Source organism: Curtobacterium sp. L1-20 (genome assembly GCF_048755855.1).
In the GTDB taxonomy this organism is placed as follows: domain Bacteria; phylum Actinomycetota; class Actinomycetes; order Actinomycetales; family Microbacteriaceae; genus Curtobacterium.
In genome coordinates this window covers 669,530-694,230 of the sequence record NZ_CP151473.1, presented here as the reverse complement: position 1 = coordinate 694,230, position 24,701 = coordinate 669,530, and the positions used below count along the sequence as shown (strand labels likewise).

At 66.6% G+C, this 24,701-nt stretch carries 25 protein-coding genes and 1 tRNA gene; 17 read left to right on the top strand and 9 right to left on the bottom strand.

Going from position 1 to position 24,701, the window contains the following annotated elements:
- Positions 1 to 89: 89 nt before the first annotated feature.
- The 3 genes from AAEP86_RS04845 to AAEP86_RS04835 all read left to right on the top strand — a co-directional run bounded on the left by AAEP86_RS04845 (position 90) and on the right by AAEP86_RS04835 (position 3,112).
- Positions 90 to 1,604 carry a cytochrome b gene (locus AAEP86_RS04845; protein ID WP_420369402.1) on the top strand — a complete coding sequence of 505 codons (1,515 nt, stop codon included), beginning with the start codon at positions 90 to 92 and terminating at the stop codon, positions 1,602 to 1,604.
- On the top strand, positions 1,601 to 2,221 hold the full coding sequence (locus AAEP86_RS04840) for a hypothetical protein (protein WP_420369401.1): 621 nt from the start codon (positions 1,601 to 1,603) through the stop codon (positions 2,219 to 2,221). The genes AAEP86_RS04845 and AAEP86_RS04840 overlap by 4 nt, the downstream gene beginning before the upstream one ends.
- A gap of 132 nt (positions 2,222 to 2,353) precedes the next feature.
- Entirely contained in the window at positions 2,354 to 3,112 is a 759-nt protein-coding gene (locus tag AAEP86_RS04835; RefSeq protein ID WP_420369400.1) for an SDR family oxidoreductase, read from the top strand.
- A gap of 73 nt (positions 3,113 to 3,185) precedes the next feature.
- On the opposite strand, the gene AAEP86_RS04830 is transcribed toward AAEP86_RS04835, so the two are convergent.
- A complete protein-coding gene (locus AAEP86_RS04830; RefSeq protein ID WP_420369399.1) occupies positions 3,186 to 3,632 on the bottom strand; it encodes a carboxymuconolactone decarboxylase family protein in 447 nt (148 codons plus the stop codon).
- Positions 3,633 to 3,839: 207 nt separating this feature from the next.
- On the opposite strand from AAEP86_RS04830, the gene AAEP86_RS04825 reads away from it, so the two are divergent.
- The 3 genes from AAEP86_RS04825 to AAEP86_RS04815 all read left to right on the top strand — a co-directional run bounded on the left by AAEP86_RS04825 (position 3,840) and on the right by AAEP86_RS04815 (position 6,505).
- On the top strand, positions 3,840 to 4,730 hold the full coding sequence (locus AAEP86_RS04825) for an RNA polymerase sigma-70 factor (protein WP_420369398.1): 891 nt from the start codon (positions 3,840 to 3,842) through the stop codon (positions 4,728 to 4,730).
- A gap of 436 nt (positions 4,731 to 5,166) precedes the next feature.
- The gene (locus AAEP86_RS04820; RefSeq protein ID WP_420369397.1) at positions 5,167 to 5,946 is read left to right on the top strand and encodes an SDR family oxidoreductase; all 780 of its coding nucleotides are present in this window, start codon (positions 5,167 to 5,169) and stop codon (positions 5,944 to 5,946) included.
- Between the two features lie 403 nt (positions 5,947 to 6,349).
- Positions 6,350 to 6,505, top strand: a complete 156-nt coding sequence (locus AAEP86_RS04815; protein ID WP_420369396.1) for a hypothetical protein — start codon at positions 6,350 to 6,352, stop codon at positions 6,503 to 6,505.
- Between the two features lie 54 nt (positions 6,506 to 6,559).
- Here AAEP86_RS04815 and AAEP86_RS04810 read toward each other — a convergent pair whose 3' ends face one another.
- On the bottom strand, positions 6,560 to 7,315 hold the full coding sequence (locus AAEP86_RS04810) for an SDR family NAD(P)-dependent oxidoreductase (protein WP_420369395.1): 756 nt from the start codon (positions 7,313 to 7,315) through the stop codon (positions 6,560 to 6,562).
- Between the two features lie 84 nt (positions 7,316 to 7,399).
- Between AAEP86_RS04810 and AAEP86_RS04805 the strand changes: the two genes are divergently transcribed.
- From AAEP86_RS04805 to AAEP86_RS04785, 5 genes are all read left to right on the top strand, one after another.
- Positions 7,400 to 7,984 carry a TetR/AcrR family transcriptional regulator gene (locus AAEP86_RS04805; protein WP_420369394.1) on the top strand — a complete coding sequence of 195 codons (585 nt, stop codon included), beginning with the start codon at positions 7,400 to 7,402 and terminating at the stop codon, positions 7,982 to 7,984.
- Between the two features lie 141 nt (positions 7,985 to 8,125).
- Positions 8,126 to 8,533: a cupin domain-containing protein gene (locus AAEP86_RS04800; protein ID WP_420369393.1), complete on the top strand. Its 408-nt coding sequence runs from the start codon at positions 8,126 to 8,128 to the stop codon at positions 8,531 to 8,533.
- Between the two features lie 641 nt (positions 8,534 to 9,174).
- Entirely contained in the window at positions 9,175 to 10,443 is a 1,269-nt protein-coding gene (locus tag AAEP86_RS04795; RefSeq protein ID WP_420369392.1) for a hypothetical protein, read from the top strand.
- A 456-nt stretch (positions 10,444 to 10,899) separates the two neighbouring features.
- Positions 10,900 to 11,589, top strand: coding sequence for a DUF6338 family protein (locus AAEP86_RS04790; RefSeq protein WP_420369391.1), 690 nt, complete (start codon positions 10,900 to 10,902; stop codon positions 11,587 to 11,589).
- A 188-nt stretch (positions 11,590 to 11,777) separates the two neighbouring features.
- Complete coding sequence (locus tag AAEP86_RS04785; protein WP_420369390.1) at positions 11,778 to 12,491, top strand: hypothetical protein; 714 nt, start codon at positions 11,778 to 11,780, stop codon at positions 12,489 to 12,491.
- 71 nt (positions 12,492 to 12,562) lie between these two features.
- Here the strand turns inward: AAEP86_RS04785 and AAEP86_RS04780 are convergent, their stop codons facing one another.
- Both AAEP86_RS04780 and AAEP86_RS04775 read right to left on the bottom strand, forming a co-directional pair.
- Positions 12,563 to 13,162: a hypothetical protein gene (locus AAEP86_RS04780; protein ID WP_420369389.1), complete on the bottom strand. Its 600-nt coding sequence runs from the start codon at positions 13,160 to 13,162 to the stop codon at positions 12,563 to 12,565.
- Between the two features lie 175 nt (positions 13,163 to 13,337).
- A complete protein-coding gene (locus AAEP86_RS04775) occupies positions 13,338 to 14,180 on the bottom strand; it encodes a hypothetical protein (protein ID WP_420369388.1) in 843 nt (280 codons plus the stop codon).
- A gap of 193 nt (positions 14,181 to 14,373) precedes the next feature.
- Between AAEP86_RS04775 and AAEP86_RS04770 the strand changes: the two genes are divergently transcribed.
- Entirely contained in the window at positions 14,374 to 14,808 is a 435-nt protein-coding gene (locus AAEP86_RS04770) for a hypothetical protein (RefSeq protein ID WP_420369387.1), read from the top strand.
- Positions 14,809 to 14,890: 82 nt separating this feature from the next.
- Here AAEP86_RS04770 and AAEP86_RS04765 read toward each other — a convergent pair.
- Positions 14,891 to 14,980: transfer RNA gene (locus AAEP86_RS04765), tRNA-Ser, on the bottom strand.
- A 143-nt stretch (positions 14,981 to 15,123) separates the two neighbouring features.
- Here AAEP86_RS04765 and AAEP86_RS04760 point away from each other — a divergent pair.
- Both AAEP86_RS04760 and radA read left to right on the top strand, forming a co-directional pair.
- On the top strand, positions 15,124 to 16,137 hold the full coding sequence (locus AAEP86_RS04760) for an SGNH/GDSL hydrolase family protein (RefSeq protein WP_420369386.1): 1,014 nt from the start codon (positions 15,124 to 15,126) through the stop codon (positions 16,135 to 16,137).
- Positions 16,138 to 16,147: 10 nt separating this feature from the next.
- A complete protein-coding gene (gene radA, locus AAEP86_RS04755; protein ID WP_420369385.1) occupies positions 16,148 to 17,509 on the top strand; it encodes a DNA repair protein RadA in 1,362 nt (453 codons plus the stop codon).
- Positions 17,510 to 17,571: 62 nt separating this feature from the next.
- Here radA and AAEP86_RS04750 read toward each other — a convergent pair whose 3' ends face one another.
- Complete coding sequence (locus AAEP86_RS04750) at positions 17,572 to 17,955, bottom strand: SseB family protein (protein ID WP_420369384.1); 384 nt, start codon at positions 17,953 to 17,955, stop codon at positions 17,572 to 17,574.
- A 304-nt stretch (positions 17,956 to 18,259) separates the two neighbouring features.
- On the opposite strand from AAEP86_RS04750, the gene cspE reads away from it, so the two are divergent.
- Positions 18,260 to 18,466, top strand: a complete 207-nt coding sequence (gene cspE, locus AAEP86_RS04745) for a cold-shock protein (RefSeq protein ID WP_065963953.1) — start codon at positions 18,260 to 18,262, stop codon at positions 18,464 to 18,466.
- Between the two features lie 144 nt (positions 18,467 to 18,610).
- Here the strand turns inward: cspE and AAEP86_RS04740 are convergent, their stop codons facing one another.
- Positions 18,611 to 19,327, bottom strand: a complete 717-nt coding sequence (locus AAEP86_RS04740; protein WP_420369383.1) for a hypothetical protein — start codon at positions 19,325 to 19,327, stop codon at positions 18,611 to 18,613.
- Between the two features lie 64 nt (positions 19,328 to 19,391).
- The gene (locus AAEP86_RS04735) at positions 19,392 to 19,934 is read right to left on the bottom strand and encodes an amino-acid N-acetyltransferase (RefSeq protein WP_420369382.1); all 543 of its coding nucleotides are present in this window, start codon (positions 19,932 to 19,934) and stop codon (positions 19,392 to 19,394) included.
- Between the two features lie 95 nt (positions 19,935 to 20,029).
- Here AAEP86_RS04735 and AAEP86_RS04730 point away from each other — a divergent pair, with 95 nt between their 5' ends.
- Both AAEP86_RS04730 and AAEP86_RS04725 read left to right on the top strand, forming a co-directional pair.
- A complete protein-coding gene (locus tag AAEP86_RS04730; RefSeq protein WP_420369381.1) occupies positions 20,030 to 20,482 on the top strand; it encodes an SRPBCC family protein in 453 nt (150 codons plus the stop codon).
- Between the two features lie 125 nt (positions 20,483 to 20,607).
- Positions 20,608 to 21,627, top strand: coding sequence for a hypothetical protein (locus AAEP86_RS04725; protein ID WP_420369380.1), 1,020 nt, complete (start codon positions 20,608 to 20,610; stop codon positions 21,625 to 21,627).
- A 320-nt stretch (positions 21,628 to 21,947) separates the two neighbouring features.
- Here AAEP86_RS04725 and AAEP86_RS04720 read toward each other — a convergent pair whose 3' ends face one another.
- Positions 21,948 to 24,464 carry an ATP-dependent Clp protease ATP-binding subunit gene (locus tag AAEP86_RS04720; protein WP_420369379.1) on the bottom strand — a complete coding sequence of 839 codons (2,517 nt, stop codon included), beginning with the start codon at positions 24,462 to 24,464 and terminating at the stop codon, positions 21,948 to 21,950.
- Positions 24,465 to 24,701 lie beyond the last annotated feature (237 nt).

Here is a 24,701-nt window from a genome sequence, read left to right as displayed (position 1 = left end):
GTCTGCGGCCTTCGGCAAGTGAGCGTCTGGCAGCAACTTCGTTCGGTCAGTGGACTGCCGGGGTCCTCACTCGCGCTCGAGCGCGGTCCGTGCCCATCCACTGGACGAACCTGATGGGTGTGGTCACGACGGCATGCGCCGCCGTCTTCATCCTCACCGGCGCAGTACTGATGCTGTTCTTCGTCCCCTCGAGTGCGCCCGTCCGCTACGACGGCAGCTACCTCCCCCTCGACGGTGAGACAGTGTCCGCCGCGTACGCCTCTGTCCTGCATGTGGCGTTCGACGTCCCCGGCGGCATGCTGCTGCGCCAACTGCACCACTGGTCGATGCAGCTGCTGCCAGCCGCGATCATGGTGCAGATGCTGGTGGTGTTCTTCACTGGTGGGTTCCGGAAGCCACGCCGCACCAGTTGGGTGCTGCTGTTCCTGCTCCTCGTCGCCGCGCTCGTCGCCGGTTGGAGCGGTTACGGGCTTCCCGACGACATGCTCTCCGGGACGGGACTACGAATTGTCGAGGGCATCACCGTTGGCATTCCCGTCATCGGCCCATGGGCGAGCAGCGTGCTCTTTGGCGGAGCGTTCCCGGGACGGATCATCGAGCACCTGGCGATCATTCACTTCCTTCTGGCCCCCGTGCTCCTGGTCGTCATCATGGCTGCACGAGGACTCCTCGGCTGGCTACAGCGACCCGCACAGACGACCGGTCTCGGTCGAACGGAATCGAACATCGTCGGGGTACCGCTGTTCCCAACAGGCATCATGCGCCTGAGCGGGCTGTTCGCTGCCCTCCTCGCGGTGTTGGTGTTCGTCTCCGCGACGGTCACAGTGAACCCTGTGTGGCAGTACGGGCCGTCCGACCCGTCGAACGCGACCGCTGGGTCCCAGCCTGATTGGTACACAGGGTTCCTCGATGGCGCGCTTCGTCTCGTCCCACCGCACTGGGAATTCGTCTGGGATGGGTACGCGTGGCCGATGTTCATCCTGGTGCCCTTGGCCATGGTGACGGTGTTCCTCACCGGGGTGCTGGTGTACCCATTCCTCGAGCAGTGGGTCAGCGGCGACGACCGAGACCACAACCTGCTGCAGCGCCCGCGGGACACGCCAGCCAGAACCGGCATCGGCGTCGCAGCGATGACGTTCTTCGGCGCGTTGTGGGGTGCTGGCAGTGCCGACGTGGCCGCGCACGAGCTCGGCTTCGCGTTCGAGCACCTCATCTCTGCTGGACAGGTGATGATCGTTGCAGGGCCACTGGCGGCGTTCTCCATCACTCGGCGAGTGTGCCTTGCACTCCAGCGGAAGGACCGAGAAGTCGTGCTGCACGGTCATGAAACCGGGCGCCTGGTGCGCCTTCCCGACGGGGAGACGATCGAGGTGCACGCCGCTGCCGACCCCGAAACGCGTTGGCGGATCCTCTCCAGCGAGCAGCACGCGCCGATCGTGTTGCGCCCACGAGCTGACGGACGGATCACCCCCGCCGCCCGACTGCGAGCCGGCCTCAACCGCCTGCTCTTCGAAGATCGCCTCGTCCCGCTGCCGCCCTCGGAACTCGAACACCCACCCGTGTCCCAGCGGACATCCGACACTGCTGAGTTGGTGCACGAATGAAACCCGGGTCGCACGGTGTAACCAGTCTCCACTGGCCGTCCACCACCGAGGGCATTCGCCCCACAACGATCGTCGATGTCGATGGGGTGCTGATCCGTCGCGTGCGCCCGGAGGACGTGCCGGACCGCCCGATCCGCGATCGCCTGAATCCGATGGACGGTGTCGAACGCCTCGAGCACGTGCATGCGTCAGTCATCGATGTGCTCAGTACCGGCAAGGTGCGGTGGACGGCGGTCGCGGTCGTCAACGATGCATTAGCGGCGGGGGAGCGAGTGATCGTGGTGACGCCGTCCAACTCAACTTTCGTTCGCGCGCTTCTCGACACGCTCGGCCTCAACCACGCTTCGGTGTCCGTCGTCGAGCCGGGCGAGGGTCTTCGCCGCGACGAGTCACTCGCAGCGCTGCTGCTTGACGAACCGATCGACCGGTCGCGGGCACGTTTCTACACCACCAGCGCTGCGCCAACGCTCGCGGCCGCGGGTGTCCGCACCGTCCTTGTCGATCCCAGCCCGGATTCCACTGCTCGCGCGGCGGAGATGCCGGGGGTCAGCATCGTCACCTGGCGGAATGTTGAGCACCCAACGGTGATCGCCCGGGCACTTGGCCTGTCCGTCTGACTCGTCTGCGCAAGAAACGTCGACCTGACCGACCATCTCTGCCGTTGCCTGTCACAACACGCGGTGCTGTTTGGTCAACAGGGTCGAGGCGGATCACGACCGCCCCGTCGTACCCATCGAAAGGGAAACATCATGAAGATCGTCATCGTTGGCGGAACTGGCCTGATCGGGAAGCCGCTGGTGCAGCTGCTGCAGGACGCCGGCCACGAAGCCATCCCCGCTTCCCCCACGACGGGTGTGAACACTCTCACCGGGGAGGGTGTGTCCGCCGCGTTTGAGAACGCCGACGTCGTCGTCGACATCCCGAACTCCCCGTCATTCGAGGACGGGCCGGTCATGGAGTTCTTCCGAACCTCGACGAAGACTATCGCCGAGGCAGCGAAGGCCGCAGGCGTCGGACACCACGTGGTGCTGTCGATCGTCGGTGCGGACCGAATGAACGACATCGGCTACATGCGAGCAAAGATCGCCCAGGAGGAGATCGTCAAGGCCAGTGGCGTGCCCTACACGATCGTCCGCGCCACGCAGTTCTTCGAGTTCATCGCCGGCATCGCCGAAGGCACAGCGGACGACGCCACCGTCCGACTGTCTCCGGCTCTCATGCAGCCCGTCGCGGCAGCGGAGGTGTCGGAGGTTCTCGCGGAGGCAGCGACGAAGACGCCGGCGAACAGCACATGGGAGCTCGGTGGGCCCGAGGCGCTGCCGATCGTCGAACTCGGACGACGCGTGCTCGCAAAGGCCGGGGACTCGCGAGAGATCGTGACGGACCCGTCGGTGGGCTACTTCGGTGGGGACGTCGATGACACCTCGCTCGTCCCCGGACAGGACCCGACGCTGCAGCACCGACTCGGAACGGTCACGCTCGAGAAATGGCTGCAGGCGCAGAACTAGCCAGTGCCTTGATGGAAGGACCCGGACGTGCCGTTGGCTGTCCGGGTCCTTCTCGTTCATCCGATGGTGCCGGTCATGGGGCCACGGCGTAGTGACTGACGATGGAAACGCGGTTCCACGCATTGATGGCGATGGCCACCCAGGCAACGGCAGCCGCTTGCTGTTCCGTCAGCACCGCCCGATCGATCTCAGGACGACGCGTGGGGTGCTGATCGCTGACCCCGGTGACCTCCTCAGCAATGAGCAGCGCCGCCTGTTCTGCCGGGGTGAAGTACTGCGATTCCCACCACGCTGCGACAACGGCCAGACGGTCGGCGGTCTCCCCGGCCGTGAGGGCATCCCGCACCTGCATACGGAGACAGAACGCGCACCCGTTGAGCTGTGAGGAGCGGATCTTCACCAGTTCGATCAGTTGCTTGTTCAGACCGGCTGCGAGAGCGCCCTCTTCCGTCTGTGTGCTCAACGTCATCAACGCTTCGTAGCTCTTCGGCGCTCGCTTGCCCAAGTTCACATGCTGCATCGTGTTCACTCCTTCGGTTCCAAGGCCATCTGATGACTGCCTCTGCTTCTACGACCGGGTGGTGGACTCCTCTGTGACCTGAGACCCTCACTACCGCTTGGGCTGAGTACCCTTCACCTACTTGTTCGCATGATGTCGTCACAACGTGGCGGCCTGTCCGGTCAGCCGTTGGTAAGCCACACGCGCATGAGCAGAGAGGTCGAACCGATGGACGACGACAACCGAGGCGACGCGCTGAACGCGTTCACCTCCGCACGCCGACGGCTGTTCGGAATCGCCTACCGAATGCTGGGGAGCGCTGCTGAGGCTGAGGACATCCTGCAGGAGGTCTGGATTCGTTGGCAGGGCACTGATGTGTCCCAGATCCGCGAGCCGGTTGCATGGCTGACGACCGCCACTACGCGGTTGTCGATCAACGTTCTGCAGTCGGCGAAGCAACGACGTGAGGTGTACATCGGTCCGTGGCTTCCGGAGCCGGTCGATACTTCCGCTGATCCGCTGCTCGGTGCGGAACGCGGTGAAGCGCTCGAGCTCGCGGTCCTGCTGCTGCTGGAGAAGCTCACCCCCACGGAGCGGGCTGCGTACGTGCTCCGTGAAGCGTTCGACTACCCGTACAGCCGGATCGCCGAGATCGTGCGATCGACCGAGCCGGCCGCGCGCCAGCTGGTCAGCCGTGCAGGCAAGCACCTCGCTGCGGAACGTCGCAAGCCCGCGCCGGAGCAGCAGCGCCGGAGGTTGCTCGACGCCTTCGTCACGGCGGCGCAACGCGGCGACATGGGTGCCCTCGAAGCACTGTTCGATCAGGACATCGTCAGCCTCTCCGACGGCGGCGGCGTCGTTCGCGCGTCTCGGATCCCGGTCATCGGACGGGACCGGGTGTCGAGGTTCATCCGCGCGTTCGCGCCGCGGTTCTGGGCGGGCGTGTCCGTCCACCACACCGTCGTCAACGGCGAGAGCGCCGTCGCCCTCACTCGGGATGCCCAAGCACGACCGTTCGCTGTGGTGTCGGTCGTCACCTCCGACACCGGGATCACGCGGCTGCTGTGGATGATGAACCCGGGCAAGCTGCAGGCGATACCGGATCAGGTCCTCGTATGAGGACTCGCAGCTCGGTGCGGCTTCTCGCATTCGGGCTGCGCATCGGGTCGGCAGACCTCGTGCGTCGATCACTCGGACGAGCAGTCACCGTGACAGTTGATTCTGGGGGGCGGTACCCACTTCCCGCATCTGTGCGTGGTCGTGCGGCTGTCACCGCACTCCTGATCGGTGCGATGGCGCAGTGCGAGATCACCGTCCACGAGTGCAGCGTCAATCATCGGCCTGGCGTTGTCTTCCGAGATGGACAACGAGTCATTGCTGTCATGGTGACTCGTTCGTCGTTTGCGCATGTCCGTGAGATCTGGGTCGTAGCAAATCCCGAGAAGCTCGCTTCGTGGAACAGCAGCTGCGAGCCGATCGGGGCATGAGGCGTCACAGTTCAGCTCCGCACGTGGTCAAGACGGTGAACCCATTCAGGACAACGAAGGGCACCACCATGAAGATCGTGATCGTCGGGGCCACTGGTCTCATCGGGACTCGACTGGTCGACATTCTCCGAGCAGCAGGCCACGACGTCATTCCGGCGTCACCGTCGACCGGCGTGGACACCATCACCGGCAGGGGCGTTGCTGCTGCTTTCAGTGGAGCGGATGTGGTCGTCGACCTACCGAACTCGCGCTCCTTCGATGACGCCGAGCTGATGCACTTCTTCGAAACGTCGACCCGAACGGTCGTCGGCGCCGCGAAGGACGCCGGTGTACAGCACCACGTGTTGCTCTCCATCGTCGGCGCGGACCGCATGAGCGACATCGGATACATGCGTGCCAAAGTCGCGCAGGAGCGCATCGTCGAACAGGGCGGTGTTCCCTACACAATCGTGCGGTCAACGCAGTTCTTCGAGTACATCCCGTTCGTCATCGAGGTCGCAGCGACCGCGGACACGGTACCCCTATCGCCGGTGCTGATGCAGCCCGTCGCCGCCGCGGACGTCTCCGACATGCTTGCGGAAGCCGCAACCACGGAGCCAACCAACGGCGTGTCCGAGTTCGCCGGCCCCGAGGCCGTTCCGCTGGTCGAGCTGGGGCGTCGCGTGCTGCATGACCGGCACGACCCGCGAACTGTCATCGAGAGCCCCCGCGTGGGCTACTTCTATGCCGCCGTCAACGATGAGTCCTTGACGCCCGGTCATGACCCTGCGGTGCCGCATCGGCTCGCCCCCACCACCTACAACCAGTGGGCACGTGAGTTGACCGCTTCAGCCAACGGTAAGCGGTAGTCCCGTGCAACGATCAACACACCCAAGGTACGTGTTCACCACCGCGTTCTTCTGGCTCTGGTGCGTGCTAGTCCTCGGAGCTGCAGTCCTCTTCCTGGCGATCTCACCCAGACCGTGGACCATGACGGCGGCGATCGCCATCACCGCCGCCGTCGCATGGCTGATCTGGGACCGATACCGCGGTGCAGACCACTAGCTCGTGACCCGCACTGCCATCCCTGCACCTCGGAGATGCACCAACTTGCAACGAGCGCTCGTACGCCGCGCGCCCCAATCACACCGCACCCTCGCCGACACACGAGACAAGAGCGGGAACACCGGGTTCCAGGCGACCTTCGGGTAGGCGCCAAGCAGAACGTGTGTGGTCCCACCCGCTGCGAGGCGACCGAACAGGAGCAAGACAATGAAAGAACGGCAGGGCTGGAAGCCCTTCTACCACGAGTACGAATACCCCGATCAAGCGGGATACCCCGACGGCGGCGGAACACTTGATCAGGGAACCAGAGTGCAGTGGATCGAGGACGAATTCCTGCGATTCCTCGCTGTTGAGATCAGCTGACGGGAGGCAACGGGAGTCGCGGTTCTCACACCCCCGTCGCCCATCCTTGTCGAGCTACTGAAGCTGATCCGTCGGGCGAATCAACAACTCCGACACCGACACATGCTGCGGCTGCGCCACCGCGAACAACACTGCAGCGGCGACGTCTCCCGGCTGCAGTGTCGTCATCGTTTCCTGCATCTCTGCGGCCATGGCGCGCATCGCCGGATCCGTGATGTGATCAACCAGCTCCGTCGTGACATAGCCGGGCTCGATGACCACCACGCGCACACCGGCACCGGTCACCTCCTGGCGAAGCGCCTCCGAGAACGCGTTCACCCCAGCCTTGGTTGCCGAGTACGCGCCACTTCCAGCAGTCGAGAGCCGTCCAGAGGTCGACGAAGTCTGCACGATGGTGCCCCTTGCCGACAGAAGATGCGGCAATGCTGCCCGGACGACCAGCATGTTCCCCAACAGGTTGGTCCGGATCATCCGCTCCCACTCCGCGGTGTCGCCACCGAGGACGCCGCCGATGTACATCACTCCCGCGTTGTTGATGAGCACGTCGAGGTGGCCGAACTCCGCGACCGTCGCCGCAACCGCCGCCTCCACAGAGTCGGCATCCGTGACGTCCAGCTCGACCGGCAGCACCGGTCCGCTGAGAGATGCCGCGAGCTCCGCGAGACGATCCGCTCTCCGGCCTGCCACTGCAACGGATGCGCCTGCACCCGACAGTGCGGATGCGACCGCCCATCCGATACCGGATGTGGCACCGACCACCAGGGCGACTTTCCCTTGCAGGTCGATCGACTCGAACTTCTGTGCTCCCACAGCGATCACTCCTCAAATGCTTACCGAACCGGACGGTCCGTTAAGTATCGTATCCGAACCGGCTGGTCCGGGTAGTGTGGCGGGGTGACCTCGACCGATCAGACCTCTACACGCAAGCGGGCTCCCCGCAGCGACGGCCTGCAAAACCGCGCGCGCGTGCGTGCCGCCGCCCGCGAACTCCTCGCTGCTCGCGGAGTAGGGACGTCAGTTGCGGACATAGCCGCCCGAGCCGGCGTGTCGAAGGGCACCGTCCTCAGGCACTACGCGACGAAGGAAGATCTGGTTGCGGAGGTGACACTCGAGACCCTTCATGAGCTTCTCGAGCGCAGCACCGCTCTGCTGGCAGCGGCAGAACCGTTCTCGGCGCTCCAGAGTTTCATGGTCGAGGTGCTCCGCCTTCAAGACGCGGATCAGGCGTTCTGTGACGTTGTGACACAGACCGTCCCGAGCAACCGAGAAGTGGCAGCAGCGACCGAACGAATCGGCGCGATCGTGGAGGAGCTCACAGCCCGGGCAAAGAGCGCCCACACGATCGCCGGCCACATCACCGGCGCTGACATCGTCGCGCTCACGAACGCCATCCACTACGCATCCCAGGCAATTCAGGGGGTAGACCCGGAGCCGTGGCGCAAGTACCTCGCAGTGGTCCTGCAGGGCCTGCAACGCTGACTCGGCGCTCGGACCGCACTACGCGGGGCGCACTCCATCCGCCGTGCCCGGTCGTTCCGCTTCGTCGGTCACAACAGGTGACGGTCCACGGTCACCACATTGAGCCGAGCAGCCGCTCGGACCGATGAATGGAGCACAACCATGACTGAACCGTCGCCAATCGAAGCGAAGATCGACGTTGTCTCGTCGCTGCAGGCCCCGCCGATTCCCGGTTCGGAGATGATGACGATCGTCGTCACCTCGCCAGCGGGCTGCCCTGGGACGCCGCCGCATCGGCACAGCGGACCCGCGTTCGGGTACGTCATCGAGGGCGAGGTCCGGTTCGAGCTGGAAGGTGAGCCCGTACGAGTCGTCAAGGCCGGCGAGACCTTCTGGGAACCCGGTGGCGACACCATTCACTACCAGGACGGCAACAACCTGGACGACGCAGAGACGAAGTTCGTCGTGATGATGTTCGGGGTGCCGGGAGAGCCCATGCTGACGCTGGTCAGTGCGGAAGAGCTCGAGGAACGACGCCCCCGTCGGTACCCCACGCCAGCGACCAGCTGAGCGTCGTTCGTCGCGGTCTCCGGCGTGGGGTTGATCGTCGTCCCACTAACGATCAACGCCAGCTGGGGCGTCGGTGCCGTCACGGGAACCGGCGATGGACGCCGTCGGGACCCCGTCGACGAGAGGCCTGAGGTGCGCTTGCGTCGAGGATCCCGACCCCATGACCCAGCCGTCGCCAGCGACACCACATCCCCGTTTGCGGGCGCAATCACGACCCCCGGCATTGCAGCGCGGGAACGATAGGACAAGAACGCCAACGGCCGCCGCGTCGGCAACTCCCTCGCGCCAGTTCCGGCCCCGTCCATCACAGCCGGCGTCATCCCTGGGCTCTGCGCGAGGTCTGCACCAAAGACGCACCGTGCTCATTTCCAGAAACAAGAAAACCCCCGCGTGAACGGGGGTTTTCTGTGGCGGGTCATCTGCAGGTCTCGGAGCCCCTTGCTGCTACGCCGATCGGGGGCCCTGCGCTTGGGCTCGGGGTGTGAGTTTCCCCTGGGCTGACCCGGTTTTTCCCCTTTCCGCATGAACCCCAGTTCAGGGGCGGTACGTCCGCAGCTCCCCTCGATATCCCAGCCCAGCGTGGTGGCACCGTTCTGCGGCAGGCACACCCCGATGTCGTCCGCTGATGGGACGATCCGGGCGTGGACGAGACCTCTGTGCCGACGACTCTCCCTGACGACGATGCTTCTGAGACAACGAGCGGCGGGGACGGCAAGTCATCCGACTTCATCGAGGCTTTCCAGTGGCGCGCTGACGACAACATGGTTGCGCTTCGGTTCCGAAGCGGCCTGGTGCGCGGTTTCAGCGGTGACGCCTTGCACGCAATTCATGCGAAGGACTTTGCCATGGTGGAGGTTTACCCGTGGCGCCGGTCGGTGTTCTTCAAGACGAGGCGAGGAGATGGGTTCTCGTCGAGATTCGGATCGCGCTTCAACTCGTCACCCCTTCGTGACCGGCCCGTTGTGTACCTGGATCAGAATCAGTGGAGCACGCTGAGCAAGTCGGTCCACGCTCCCTGGCGCGTGCAATCAGACGACGAGCTGAAGGCGGCTTGGCGACTCATTGGCCTGGCCTCGTCTGGCAGGGTGGTTCTGCCACTCTCCGCCGCTCATCTTGGAGAGACAGGCAGCTTCGGGAACGACGAGGGACGCTACGAGCTGGCGGTGGCGATCTTGTCCTGCAGCGGCGGATGGCAGATGCGCGACCCCCTCCAGGTTCGGGCCGCAGAGTTCCGTCAAGTCCTCGCCCGCTCCTCCGGCAAGCCGGAGGCGCTAGTGCCAGACGTCTTCACGCTGGAGCCGTACGCTGCTCTCGATCCTGCAACTCGAGAAGGGTCCTCGCCGCGCAAGGACCACGCTGAGCTCCCTGCTGAGTGGACTCACGCCTACACGGCGTCGTTGTCGAGCATGGTCTTCGCCTCGATGATGCTCGACCAGCAGGCGACGCCGCGCGGCGACATGGCGGGTTGGGTGCAGCGAGTGCAGGAGTTTTCTACATGGCTCTCCGGCGAGACCAATCGAACGAAGCAGCAACGAAGGCGCGCCGCAGAGGTTTTCATGTTCTCGGATGCCACCCGGGAGATCGCGCGTGCCAGCTTCGACGCAGGGCTGAGCCTGAGCGAGATGTCCGCGTGGACCCAGTCGACGTGGCACCTTCCGGAGCTTGGAGCACCCGCGATATCGCTGTTCCGCGCCACGATGATCGACAAGCTGCTCGGTTCAGGTCGGTGGGAAGGTAACGACCTCACCGACCTCTTCTACCTGTGCACTGCGGCCGGGTATGCCGACCACGTTGTCGGTGAGCGACGAACGATTGGTCTACTTGAGCAATCGGTCCGACGTCTGCACGCTCCGGTGAAGCTGCACCGGACGCTGGCTTCAGTGGTGGACGCCCTGAGCAGCGAGCAGTGAGCAGTGAGCAGTGAGCAGTGAGCAGTGAGCAGTGAGCAGTTTTCGTGTGCTGACTGCACCTGAGGTCAGGGTTCCGGTCGAGGCTTCGGTTGTGGCGGTACAACGACGTTTTGCACGGTCAGCGGCTTAGCGCCGGGAGCCTCCTGCTGACTGTGTTCGATGATGTCCCGAGCGTCCATCGTCTCTCCGCGGGCATCCATCGTGTCTTTCTGACCGGCGCCCTCGTCTCGGGGCCGCTTCTCGGTCATTTCGACGTTCCCGGGCGCGGGGCAGGCTTGGTTACCTTGCTGTCGCGTCGAAGCGGTTGCGCTCCAGGCGCGGACTGCTGCCCTTCGTTGCGGCGTGACGGCGTCTGCGGCGACTTCGGTTGTTTGTTGCTGGACATGACCGACCTCCTGATACAACTTGGCTTGCAATCATTCTCGCATTACGTTCCGATACAGGCATCCTTGACAGGTGATCCCCACCACGTTCGCCGGTCTGGCTGTCCTCGTCGTCGCGCTCCTCCCGGGCTTCGTCTTCGTGTCGCTCCGGGATCGACAGGGTCCGTCACGGACTCGCGCCGCGTTCCGCGAGACGTCGGTGGTGCTGGCAGTCAGTGCCGCTTCCTACGTCCTTCCGGCGGTCGGGTTGGCTCTCGTCGCAGTGACTAACGCTGATGCACGAGCACAGCTTGAGGCGTTCCTTCGGGAACCGGTCGCGGCTTGGCAAGACCGTCCGCTCCTGGTGTTTGCTGTCGTCGTACTCGCGATCGTCCTCGCCGCAGCCGTCGCCGGAGTCGGTGCCCTCATCTCGCGACACGACAGCCGACACGATCCGACGGCGTCAGCGTGGTGGAATGTGTTCTCCGCGAACGACAAGGGCGACGCCGCTGTCCGGAGGGTGTCTGTACACCTCACGGATGGGACGCTCATCGTTGGTAACCTCAACTCTTTCAGCCGTGAAGTCGCCGAGCACGGAGACCGCGAACTCGTACTGCAGCACCCGATGTGGGTTCAGCCCGAAGGCGCCGAGGATCTGATCGAGATGCAGGCAGCCGCCACACTGATCAGCGCAAGGAACATCAAATTCATCAGCGTCGAACTCTTCAACGAGGGCGCTGAGCCTGACCAAGAGCCGGAGAGCGACGAGGAAGCCGCTCCGTAAACCGATGCCCTAACGCAGCGCTCGTCCGGCTATGCCGCGGACGAGCAGCGTCATCATGCACGGTGAGCTGTTCATGGAGCATGCCGCGGCGCCATTCAAAACCGTTGGGGTTCCGCGGCGCTGGCCACGCTCAGCACGTCGCGTGCAGAAAGGTACCGTCCAGTCGCACTCTTCGATACGCTTCTCTGGTGTCTGAGGAGAATAACAACGAGGCAGTAGCAGCGATGAAGCCCTGGTCGCGGATCCTCCTCGGAATTGCTGGCATTGGGCTTTCATCAACCGGTTGCATCGCGGTCTTCGCGCAAGGCACCAACGTCGCGGGCGTTCCGCTCCTCATCGTCGCCGGAGCCGCGTTCCTCTACGTATCGCTCACGGGCCAGCAACTGATTCAGCTTAACAAGGACGGATTTGTGTTGAGCCGAGTCGCACAGCTGGAGAAGACCCTGCGCCAAGCAGCTGCTGATCCAGAGATCCCGCTCGAAACGAAAGAGCGGTTGGCGGAGATCGCAGAAGACAACGGAGTCCGCGTCCCGCGTCCGGGTGTCGAACTCGAACTTCGCGTTGATGAGACGCTTCGCCGCATAGGACTTGCGAACGGCTTCAACGTGACAAGCCCGTCGGGCCGAAATCGTCGCGATGTGGACTTCGTTCTCACCGACGATGCTGATCGCAAGGTTGGCGTCGAGGTGAAGGGGCGGATGCGACTCCGACAGGCTGCCGACGCCATCCGGCAGCTGCGGGCCACTGGCTGGGAGCGCAAGCTCCTGATCGTCGACGGCGGCGTTCCTGAGGAGTTCGCGGCACCGTATCGAGCTGAAGGTATCTGGATCGTCGCCTGGGACCCCGATGACGAGTCACAACTCGTGGAGACGCTCAGGGCTATGGGATTCGTCAAGTCCTGATGGATCGGGTGCAGTGAAGTCCGCGACATGTGAACGGGGGAAGCGACGTTGGAAGCACCTGAGCTTTGGGGTCAAGACGCTGCTTCGCTGCGACCGTTGTGCAACTGCGCAAGCGCTCGGCAGGCCACCCGCAGCTCGCGGGCCTGTTCTGCGTACGCTATCGCCGAGCCCGGGGTCGGGGTCTCCCTAGCGTGAGCAACTGCGTTCCGAAGTTGACGGAGTTCATTCACCGTCTCGACGAAGAGGTCGTTGACGGTGCCAGCGCGTTCAAGAGCCACCGCTGCAGATGCGGCGTTCGTCGTGCGCACTCCGGGGACGGCCACATGCGCGAGACCGATGATTTCCTCCGCCAGGTGCTCCCAGGAGCTCAACACGAGCGCCGAAGGCTCCAGTGGCCCGAATTCAGCGATGCCCGCCCCGTCAGGCTCCTCCAGGCCCGATTGACCGGACGCAGCTTCAGCACCCGTCTCCGATGCCTGAAACTTCTCGAATGTCCGCTCGGCCTTCGCCAGTTTCTCGCCGAACGTCGCCTCACCGCCAGGTACTTTCAGGTGCTTCAACCGGGAGACAAGACCCGCAACCTCAGTCCGGAACAGCAGAGCAGCGATGAGGACAACAGCGGGCCACGCGAGTGAGCGCACCAAAGAGTCAACGAAATCGAGCCAACACACAGCCCCATCATGGTCTAAGCGATCCGCCAAAGTCCCTTGCGAACCTCGCGGAACGATAACGGGAGGCGATCGTGCCGTCAGTACGGGTCGAGTGGTCGGGCGCACGGCCACTTCCCCGATGACTAACCATGTCCCGGGTGCGGTCCGGCTCGTCGCCTCTGTCGCGCCCGATGCATCACGGCCGGTCTGAATCTCGCGAGTCGCGCTGGATGACCTTGCCGCTGGTGATCAGTTGTATGAGGACGGTGGCTAGAAGCACGGCTGACTCCGCGTCCGACTGCGAACTCGGCTGGTAGTCGGCCTGTCCACCGTGGCGGTCGGCGTGGCCTCGCCAAATGGTCCGCATCATCGCCAACAGCATCTCGCCGGAGTCGACACCCGCTCCTTCCAGGCGAAAACCGAGGGTCCATTCTTTCCGATCCTCGAGACGTTTGATCACCTTCCCGAGCGTGGCCAGTTTGTAATCGCTGTAAATGAGAGGTACCGCTGCCGCTTCAACAGCTTTAACGGTCTTCATGTATGCAACTTCGGGATCCGGCTGCACGCCAAACGCTGCTGCCCATGCATCGGCGAGAAGGTCGCCGGCACCTCCGGGAGCATCCATCGCGGCGTCGGCGATATTCTGCAGGGAGGTGGGCACTCGCTGTTCGAGGCCGGGATGGCCGAAACGTTGCCCGACTCTCCACATGGACCCGCCGATTTGCAGCCAGTGAGCAAGCTCCTCGACGTGCTGGCGTTGTGGGTCGCCGAACCGCAACACGAAATCGACAAGATTCAGGCTTTCGTCCTCGCCTAGGGCCTTGACTATATCCACCGTGTCTACGTGCTCGAACAGTTCGTCGTAGTCGACGGTGTTCCGGCGAGTCAGCCGGTACTCGACGAGCCAATGCGGGCGTCGTCGCGCCGATCGTGCGAGGAACTGCCCGACTTCGGGACGCAGCCACTCCGGGACGCCGGGTACAAGCGGCGGCGATTTAGGTAAGGGGTTGGCGCCAATCGGAACCCAGGAGTCATCCACGACTTCATTCTCGCAAATGGCGCTGTTCGGCGCCGGTCACCGCGGATCTGACCGTCGACGTTCTCATCCGGCGCGTTGAGCTGACTCGTTCCGCAGACCGATGGGTCCTGACCTCGTCACACTCAGTTGAGCCGTTCACCCCGAACGCGGGCGGACGGGGCAGAAGAACTACAAGGTGTGCTGCCAGACCAGCGTGACCGTCAAGCCGACCGAGCACGTGCAGCAGCGGCAGATGCTCCGTCACAACACCCGGCAGTGGCTCAAGACGTACCGGTCCAACCGCAGCAGCAGCGAGTCCACCAACGACCTGCTGCAGCGTGACCACAAGCTCCACGTCACCACCAATCGACCCATGCGTGGACTCGCCGCCCAACAGCTCGCACTGGCACTGTTCGCCGTACGGTCCAACATGACCCGCATCATCAACTACGAGAACGCGCTCCGAGAGCAGCAACTGCGAGCAGCAGCCGGTCGAGCACCCAAGCGAAGGAAGCAGGAAGGCGAGTACCTGCAGCGGTCCCGAGACCGTCGCGGCGAGACCCGTTACCTCCGGAACCGCCGCCGCGTGAACTCGTCCCCTACGAGGAGCCCGCACTGCCGGAACCACCGACCTGACCCAGACAAATAGAAGAGCCCCCGGCATCTGCCGGGGGCTCTTCTATTGGGTCAGACCTGCAAACGCTGATACCTCAGACTTGCAAATGACCCTGTGGCGGTACCGGTGGGATTTGAACCCACGGTGGAGTTGCCCCCACACATGTTTTCGAGACATGATCCTTCGGCCGCTCGGACACGGTACCGGGAGAGAGTTTACACGATCCCAGCCGCCCCTCGCACCACCGGAGCGTCGCCTCGCCCTCAACAGCCGGGCCACCGCAGGCCCTCCTCCACCGCTCAGCGCCACCCCACCGCGCCCCGGGCAGGACGGCGTACCGTCCGAGGAATGAGATCGCGCACCCTCATCGCACTCCTCACCTCGGTCGGCGGCGGACTGGCCGTCCTCGGCGGCGCCGCCGTCGGTGCCCGCGCCGGCGTCCGTGGCCAACGAGCGGCCGCGCGCCGCATCGCCGACATGCTGCCGGTGCACGCCGACTGGTGGCGTGAGCGCCTGCAGCACGAGGGGCACATCACCTACCTCGCGATCGGCGACTCCGCTGCGCAGGGCGTCGGCGCGAGCGAACCGCACCGCGGCTACGTCGGGCTGCTCGCACGTCGGATCCGGCACCGCTCCCGGTCGTCGGTCCGCGTGGTCAACCTCAGCGTGTCCGGGTCCACGACGTGGGGCGCCCGGAAGGACCAGTTGCCGAAGCTCCGCAACTACTCGCCGGACATCTGCACGGTGTCCATCGGGGCGAACGACATCGCCGACTTCCACCCGGACAAGTTCGAGCGGAACATCCGCGAGATCTACGGGGCGGTGCCGTCGCACGCGATCGTGGCCGAGCTGCCGTGCATGTTCGTGCCCGACCGTGAGCGCAAGGTGGCGGTGGCGAACGAGATCGTGCACCGTGTCGCGGACGAGTTCGGGCTGACGGTGGCGCCCTTGCACACGATCACGAAGCGCGTCGGCCTGCGCCGGACGTTCTTCAACAGCTACGGGGACCTGTTCCACCCGAACGACCGTGGGTACGAGATCTGGGCGAGCGCCTTCGAGCCCGCGGTGGACGCTCGGGTCGACGTCGTCGCCGCGATCCGGCACTACCTGTCGGCGCGCGAGGCCGAGGACCTCGGCGCGGGTGCCGCTGCGGTGGCGACGGCTCGTGCGGAGCAGGACGTCGACGGAGCGGAAGCGCTCGACCACGCCGACCGCCCAGGCCGCATCGACCGGCTTCGGCAGCGCGTGACCGGGTCCGTTCCGGTGCAGCCTGCTCATGCCGACGGCCCGGAACGTGCCGACAGCCCGCAACGTCCCGACAGCCCGGACGAGCGCCCGGGTGGTGTCGGCGGTACCGCCTAACCTGACGGTCATGGCCCGCCCCCAGTCCCTCTACCGCTGCACCGAGTGCGGCTGGACCAGCATCAAGTGGGTCGGTCGCTGTGGCGAGTGCCAGGCCTGGGGCACGGTCGAGGACTCGGCCGCTGCGACGGTCAGCGCCCGCGGCACCAGCGCCGTCGCGGTCGCCGGCAACCGGGTCGCCCGCCCGATCACCGAGGCCCGCGGCACCACGGTGCAGCGCTGGCAGACCGGTATCGGCGAGTTCGACCGGGTCCTCGGCGGCGGTGTCGTCCCGGGCGCGGCGGTGCTGCTCTCCGGCGAGCCGGGCGTCGGCAAGTCCACCCTGCTGCTCGAGGTCGCCTCGCGGGCCGCCGCCACCGGCAAGCGGGTGCTCTACGTCAGCGCCGAGGAATCCGTGGACCAGGTGCGACTCCGCGCCGAGCGCACCGGGGCCATGCACGACGACCTCTACCTGGCGAGCGAGGTGGACCTCGGCGTCATCCTCGGGCAGATCGACCAGGTGCAGCCCGACCTGCTCATCGCCGACTCCGTCCAGACCATCTCGTCGAGCACGATCGACGGCATCGCGGGCGGCACGTCGCAGGTGCGCGAGGTCGCGTCGACGTTGATCCGCGTCGCGAAGGACCGCGCACTGCCGGTGCTCATCGTCGGGCACGTCACGAAGGACGGCACGATCGCAGGTCCGCGCCTGCTCGAGCACCTCGTCGACGTCGTGTGCCACTTCGAGGGCGACCGGCAGACCGCGCTCCGATTCGTCCGGGCGCTCAAGAACCGCTTCGGTCCGACGGACGAGGTCGGCTGCTTCGACATGGCCGGCGACGGCATCCACGAGGTCCCCGACCCGAGCGGCCTCTTCATGTCGAAGAACGGCGCTCCGGTGTCCGGTACATGCGTCACGGTCGCGCTCGAGGGGCGGCGCGCGCTCCCCGTCGAGGTGCAGGCGCTCGTCGTCCCGAGCTCGGCGCCGCAGCCCCGTCGCGTGGTGAACGGTGTCGACGCGTCCCGCGTGGCGATGCTCCTCGCGGTCCTCGAGCGCCGCGCCGGCCTCAAGCTGTCCGACGCCGACGTCTACGTGTCGACGGTCGGTGGCATGAAGCTGACCGAGCCGGGTGCGGACCTGGCGATCGCCCTGGCGCTCGCGAGTGCCGCACGCGACCGCCCCTTCCCGCACACGTTGGCCGCAGTGGGCGAGATCAGCCTCGCCGGCGAGATCCGCCCGACCACCGGCACGAAGCAGCGCGCGAACGAGGCGAGCCGACTCGGCTTCACGACCGTGCTCGGGTCGGACTCCCAGCACCTGCGCGAAGCCCTGCGCGTCGCCTTCTCGCTCGCGAGCAGCGAGCGCGAACGCGAGCTCGACCGCGCGTTCTGATCAGCACGCCGACCCATCCCGGCAGCCGGACACGCCCAAGCGCACCCGGACGACCGGAACGGTCAGGCTCGCAACGCCGCCAGCAGATCGTCCGGCGTCGCCTGCATCGTGTGGGGCCCGGCGATGTCGAAGAACACACCCTCGAGCGAGTCCAGGTGCGCGGCGAGGAACTCCTCCAGCCGCGCGCCGTCGTAGACCATGACCTGCCGGATCTTCTCGTCCGGCACCATCGCGGTGTAGGCGTCAGCCGACGAGAACAGCAGCAGGATGCGCTTGTCGGACCCTTCGCGACCGAACACCCGCACCTGCATGTCCTTCTTGCCGGTGACGAGTCGGGGGACGATCACGATGTCGTTGCGGAGCGCGTAGGCCACCGCTGCGACGTCCTGCTTCGCGAGGGCCTCCTCGAGCTGTTCGCTCCGGAAGCGCTGTTCCTTGTCTGCCATCGGGACCCAGTCCACCAGATTCCGGGCAGTTCGGCGACTTCGGCTCTTCCCTTGTGGGCCTGAGCCTGTAAGTTGGTACCAACCGCTTCGGCGGGAGTCCATCGTTCTTCCGGTGCCATGCACCTCGAGCGCCATCGGTCACTGGCCTTCCCCGGCCGCCTGGCCCCGAACCCGTTCCGCCGGCCCCATGCCCGCGGGGCGCATCGATCTGACGACAATCGGTTGCTGGATCGGCGGTAGCAAGTACCGCTTCGCAAGACAGGCAGCGATGAGCTCGCCTGGCAAGAAAGTAAGGAACGCCATCATGGCAACTGGAACCGTCAAGTGGTTCAACAACGAAAAGGGCTTCGGCTTCATTGCGCCGGACGACGGCAGCGCTGACGTCTTCGCCCACTTCTCCGCGATCGGTGGCAACGGCTACAAGTCGCTCGAGGAGAACCAGAAGGTGGAGTTCGAGATCACCGAGGGCCGCAAGGGCCCGCAGGCGGAGAACATCACCGTCATCGGCTGATCACCCTCAGCTTCGAACGGGCCCGTCGTCCTCGCGGACGGCGGGCCCGTTCTGCATGTCCGGACACCATCGCGACCAGCGCAGCCCACGACACCCACACGACAAGCGCAGGCCGCAACGCCCGCGCACGGTAGCCCGCACCCGCTACTGCAGGATGAACTGCGCCGACTCCTTCGACACCAGGCTCCCCACCGCGACCTGCAGGTGGTAGCTGGCCCCACCGCCGGTCACGGCCGGCCGTGACGAGTCACACGTCGACGTCGACGAGCGCGTCCGGTCCCACGTGATCGCCGGCGTGGTGAGCGTCTGCCCCGCCTTGATCGTGACGTCCTGGTCCGTGCCGCCGGTCTGGCAGTCCTTCGAGGACCAGTACTGCTCGGCGCCGGAGCTGATGGTGAGGACCTGCTGCGACGACCCGAGGTTCATGTGGCACGACGCGGAGCCGGTGTTCTTGATCGACATCGCGATCTTCGGGTCCTCGGTGGCGGCGTAGGCGCTCTTGTCGAGGACGGGGGTCAGCTGGATCTGGTCCTTCGAACACGTCGCACCGGCGGCTCCAGCCGACCCGGCACCCGAAGAACCGGCAGCTGCCGAGGGGGACGACGACGACGCCGGTGCCGAGGACGGCCGCGCCGACGACCCCGCACCGGCAGCGCCCGACGACGCCTCAGTGGACGCGGGACCCGCGGTCGCGGAGGCCGACGCGGTCGCGCCCGCCTCCGCCGTCGCGCCGCTGCCGCGCCCGACGACGATCAGCACGACGACGACCACGATGAGCAGGAGCACCCCGATCACGGCCGCCCGACGGCGCCAGTAGACACGCGGCGCCTCGGGCCCGACGGGGTGACGGAACGACGACATGCGCACAGGGTAGACAACGGTGCGAGCGCGCAGGGGCAACCCCGCCGCGCCGCCCGCGAAAGCGTCAGAGGATCTTCAGCATGCGGGTGTTGCCGAGGGTGTTCGGCTTGACCCGCGCGAGGTCGAGGAACTCGGCGACCCCTTCGTCCGACGACCGGACGAGTTCGGCGTACACGTCGGGCGAGACCACGCTCTCGCCGATCTCGAGGTAGCCGTGCTTCGCGAAGAACTCGACCTCGAAGGTCAGGCAGAAGATCCGCGCGACGCCGAGCTCGCGGGCATCGTGCTCCAACGCCTCGAGCATGCGGTGCCCGACGCGCTTGTGGATCCAGTCCGGGTCGAGCGCGAGCGTGCGCACCTCGGCGATGTCGTCCCAGAACACGGCAAGGGCGCCGCACCCGATCGGGACGCCGTCCGGCCCCTCGGCGATCCGGAACTGCTGGATCGACCCGTACAGGGCCACGTTCTCCTTGCCGAGCAGGATGCGCCGGTCGACGTAGGGGGCGATGAGCCGCTGGATGTGCGGGACGTCGGAGGCGAGCGCAGGGCGCACCAGGATGCCGTGGTCGTCCCGTTCGTGGAACGCGTGCTTCCCGTGTTCAGCCATCTGCCTCAGCGTACTGGCATCGGTCACGTCGGGCCCGCCGGCGGGGGACGTGCCCCCTGGACGCCACCCAGCCGCAGCGGCCTACCGTCAGGACCATGCCTCAGATCATCGAAACCGTCGACGTCAACGTCCCCGTCCGTCAGGCCTACGACCAATGGACCCGCTTCGAGGAGTTCCCCACCTTCCTCGACGAGGTCGAGAAGATCGTCCAGGTCGACGACAAGACCACCGACTGGACCGTGAAGGTCGCCGGCCAGGAGCGCGACTTCCGTGCCGTCATCACCGAGCAGCACCCCGACGAGCGCGTCGCGTGGACCGTCAAGGACGGCGACACCGACCACGCCGGCGTGGTGACGTTCCACAAGCTGTCCGACAACGAGACCCGCGTCACCGCCCAGATCGACTGGGAGCCGTCCGGCTTCCTCGAGAAGCTCGGCTCCGCCGTCGGTGTCGGCGGCCACGCCGTCAAGAAGGACCTGCAGAACTACAAGGAGCGCGTCGAGAACGCGCCGACCCAGCCCGGCTGGCGAGGCGACGTCCAGGCCTAGGACGCCCCACAGGACGGACGGGAGGCGCGGTACCGGCTGGTACCGCGCCTCCCGTCCGTCTGCCGGTCACGACCACCGCACACGGTCGCGTGACGCGACCACCACCTGACGCACCCGGGAGACACATGACGAGCGCACGCATCGCCGCAGTCGGCACCACCGTCGGCGCCGCCGGCACGGTGGCCCTCGGAGCCCTCGTGGCCCGACGGCTGGTCGCGCCGACCCCGTACACCGCCACGGCCACCGTGCGGAGCGCTGCCGAGGCCTCCGTCGAGCTCGTGGCCAGCCGCGACACCCGTCTCCCGGGCACGTACGCCCTGGTCCGGGACGGTCGGCGCGTCGCCGTGGGCCGGTTGCTCGTATCGGCCGCCGGCGACGCCGAGACCGTCCGTCGGGCCCTGCTCGACGGCGGTGCGACCGCGCCTCCCGAGCCGGGCGAGTGGACGTGGGACGCGTCGATGGTCGACTCGGAGCGGGACGTGCCCGGCGACGAGCCGACCGCCGCCGCCGCGACGCACGTCGTCCACGTCCACGGACAGTCACTCGGCCCGCGTCAGGTCCTCCGCGGCGTCGCGGTGTGGCGTGCACTCGGTGCGACGTCGGAGGTGGTGGACACGACCGACCTGCCGCTGCGGTCGCTCGACCCCGTCGCGGTCGACCGTGTCGTCGCCGCCGTCCGGGCCGCCCGCGCCCGCGGGGTCGCCCGCGTGGTGCTGCAGGGCTGGTCGGCCGGCGCGCTCGCGGCCTCCGTCGCCGCCGCACGCGAACCGGTCGACGGGATCGTGGCGGTTGCACCGCTCCTCGACGTCCGGTCGGCGCTCCGCGGAGCCGTCGGCGCCGCCCGGTTGCCCCGGTTCGTCGGCACCGTCGCGGCACGCATCGCGACGACCCCGGTGCTGTCCCGGCTCGCGGGTGCTCCGCGGCCCGTCCGGACGACCTCGTGGCAGGACACGCACACGCCGACGCTGGTGCTGCACTCCACGGCCGACGCGCTCGTCGCCGTGGACGACGTCGCCCGGTTGACGCAGCGGCACGACGTGCACGCCGTCGCGTTCCGGACGGCCCCGCACACGCTCGAGTGGAACGAGGACCCGGACCGCTGGGAGACCGCGGTGCGGGACTTCGCGGCGACGATCACACCCTGACGCGCGACCGCCGCGATCAGGTCCTGTCGCAACCGCGACGGCCCCGGCCCGAACGCACGGTGGTCGCGGTCGTGGGCCGGTCGGACGACGGCCGCGATCGGGCACCGAACGAGCAACGGCCCCGGTCTGTGAACAGACCGGGGCCGCCGGCGTCTCGACCCGTTGGGGGGAACCGGTCGATCGCTGTGCGCAAGGCGTTGGGGGGAACCCCTCGCGCACTGTTCACCGTACCCCCGGAAGAGGGTCGGCGGACACTCGACGCGCACACAGGACGAAGGGGGACGGTGCCGAACGGCACCGTCCCCCTTCGCACGTGCGTCCTAGGACTCGATCTCGCCCTGCGGCGCGTCCGCGGTCTCGACCGCTGCGGCACCGGCGAGGACCTCCTCGCGACCCGGCTGACGCCCGGTCTCGAACTGGAAGGCACCCTCGGCGAAGTCGACCTTCACGTGGTCACCGGCGTTGAGCTCACCCTGCAGGATGTGCTCGGACAGCTGGTCCTCGACCTCGTGCTGCATCGCGCGACGCAGCGGGCGGGCACCGAGTGCCGGGTCGAACCCGACCTTGATGAGCTGCTCCTTGGCGGCGAGCGAGAGCTCCACCGTCATGTCGCGGTCGAGCAGACGGTCGGACAGGCGCTTCACGAAGAGGTCCACGATCTGCAGCAGCTCGGACTGCGAGAGCTGCGGGAACACGATCGTGTCGTCGACGCGGTTCAGGAACTCGGGCTTGAAGTGCTTCTTCAGCTCCTCGTTCACCTTCGCGCGCATCCGGTCGTAGCCGACGCCGGAGTCACCCTCGACCTGGAAGCCCACCGGGCCACCGGCGATGCCCTGCGAACCGAGGTTCGTGGTCATGATGATGACGGTGTTCTTGAAGTCGACCACGCGGCCCTGACCGTCGGTCAGACGACCCTCTTCGAGGACCTGCAGCAGCGAGTTGAAGATGTCCGGGTGGGCCTTCTCGATCTCGTCGAACAGGACCACGGAGAACGGCTTGCGGCGCACCTTCTCGGTGAGCTGGCCGCCCTCCTCGAACCCGACGAACCCGGGAGGGGCACCGAACAGGCGCGACACGGTGTGCTTCTCGCCGAACTCCGACATGTCGAGGGAGATCAGTGCGCCCTCGTCGTCGAACAGGAACTCCGCGAGCGCCTTGGCCAGCTCGGTCTTGCCGACGCCCGTGGGGCCGGCGAAGATGAACGAGCCCGAGGGGCGGTTCGGGTCCTTCAGGCCGGCACGCGTGCGGCGGATGGTCTTGGAGAGGGCCGAGATGGCTTCTTCCTGACCGATGACGCGCTGGTGCAGTGCCTTCTCCATGAAGACGAGACGCGAGGTCTCCTCCTCGGTGAGCTTGAACACCGGGATGCCCGTGGCCTGTGCCAGGACCTCGGCGATGATGCCCTCGTCGACGGTGCCGGACGCGGCGACGTCACCCGCACGCCACTGCTTCTCGAGGCGGAGACGCTCGCCGAGGAGCTTCTTCTCCTCGTCGCGCAGGCTCGCGGCCTTCTCGAAGTCCTGCTCCTCGATGGCGGCTTCCTTCTGCCCGCGGACCGTCGAGATCTTCTCGTCGAACTCGCGGAGCTCCGGCGGTGCCGACAGGATCGACAGGCGCAGGCGAGCGCCGGCCTCGTCGATCAGGTCGATGGCCTTGTCCGGCAGGAAGCGGTCCTGCACGTAGCGGTCCGCCAGGTTCGCCGCGGAGACGATCGCCCCGTCGGTGATGGACACCTTGTGGAACGCCTCGTACTTGTCGCGGAGGCCCTTGAGGATGTTGATGGTGTGCGGCAGCGACGGCTCGTTGACCTGCACCGACTGGAAGCGACGCTCGAGTGCGGCGTCCTTCTCGAAGTGCTTGCGGTACTCGTCGAGCGTGGTCGCACCGATCGTCTGCAGCTCGCCGCGAGCGAGGAGCGGCTTGAGGATCGACGCGGCGTCGATCGCGCCCTCGGCGGCACCGGCACCCACGAGGGTGTGGATCTCGTCGATGAAGACGATGATGTCGCCGCGGGTGCGGATCTCCTTCGTGACCTTCTTGAGGCGCTCCTCGAAGTCACCGCGGTAGCGGGACCCGGCGATGAGCGACCCGAGGTCGAGCGAGTAGAGCTGCTTGTCCTTCAGCGTCTCGGGCACGTCGCCCTTGACGATCGCCTGGGCGAGGCCCTCGACGACGGCGGTCTTGCCGACGCCGGGCTCACCGATCAGGACGGGGTTGTTCTTGGAGCGGCGGGAGAGGATCTGCATGACCCGCTCCATCTCCTTCTCGCGCCCGATGACCGGGTCGAGCTTGGCGTCGCGCGCGGCCTGGGTGAGGTTCCGACCGAACTGGTCGAGGACCTGCGAACCCTGCTGCGCGTTCTGCTGCTGCTCGCCGCCGACGGCGACCGCTTCCTTGCCCTGGTAGCCGGACAGGAGCTGGATGACCTGCTGGCGGACCCGGTTGAGGTCGGCGCCGAGCTTCACGAGGACCTGGGCTGCGACACCCTCGCCCTCGCGGATGAGGCCGAGCAGGATGTGCTCCGTGCCGATGTAGTTGTGGCCGAGCTGCAGCGCCTCGCGCAGGGACAGCTCGAGCACCTTCTTGGCGCGCGGCGTGAACGGGATGTGCCCGGTCGGCTGCTGCTGGCCCTGCCCGATGATGTCCTGGACCTGCTCGCGGACGGCATCGAGCGAGATGCCGAGCGACTCCAGCGCCTTCGCGGCGACGCCCTCGCCCTCGTGGATGAGGCCGAGGAGGATGTGCTCGGTGCCGATGTAGTTGTGGTTGAGCATCTTCGCTTCTTCTTGAGCGAGGACGACAACACGACGGGCTCGGTCGGTGAATCTCTCGAACATGTGCTCTCCCTTGCCGGACTGTGGAAGTCCGGTGACGTACTTCGAGAGTAACCAGCGCTCCCCCCGGTGGCTGCCCCTGTTCGCCGTGGGCGTGACCTCGTTGCGGGATGTGCGCAGTGAGCGGACGGAACGGGCGGACGGGAGGCGCGGAACCGGCCGGCACCGCGCCTCCCGTCCGGCAGGCGGTCGCGTCGACCGCACCTGCCGCACCGGGCGGGCCAGGGTCCCGACGGGCGC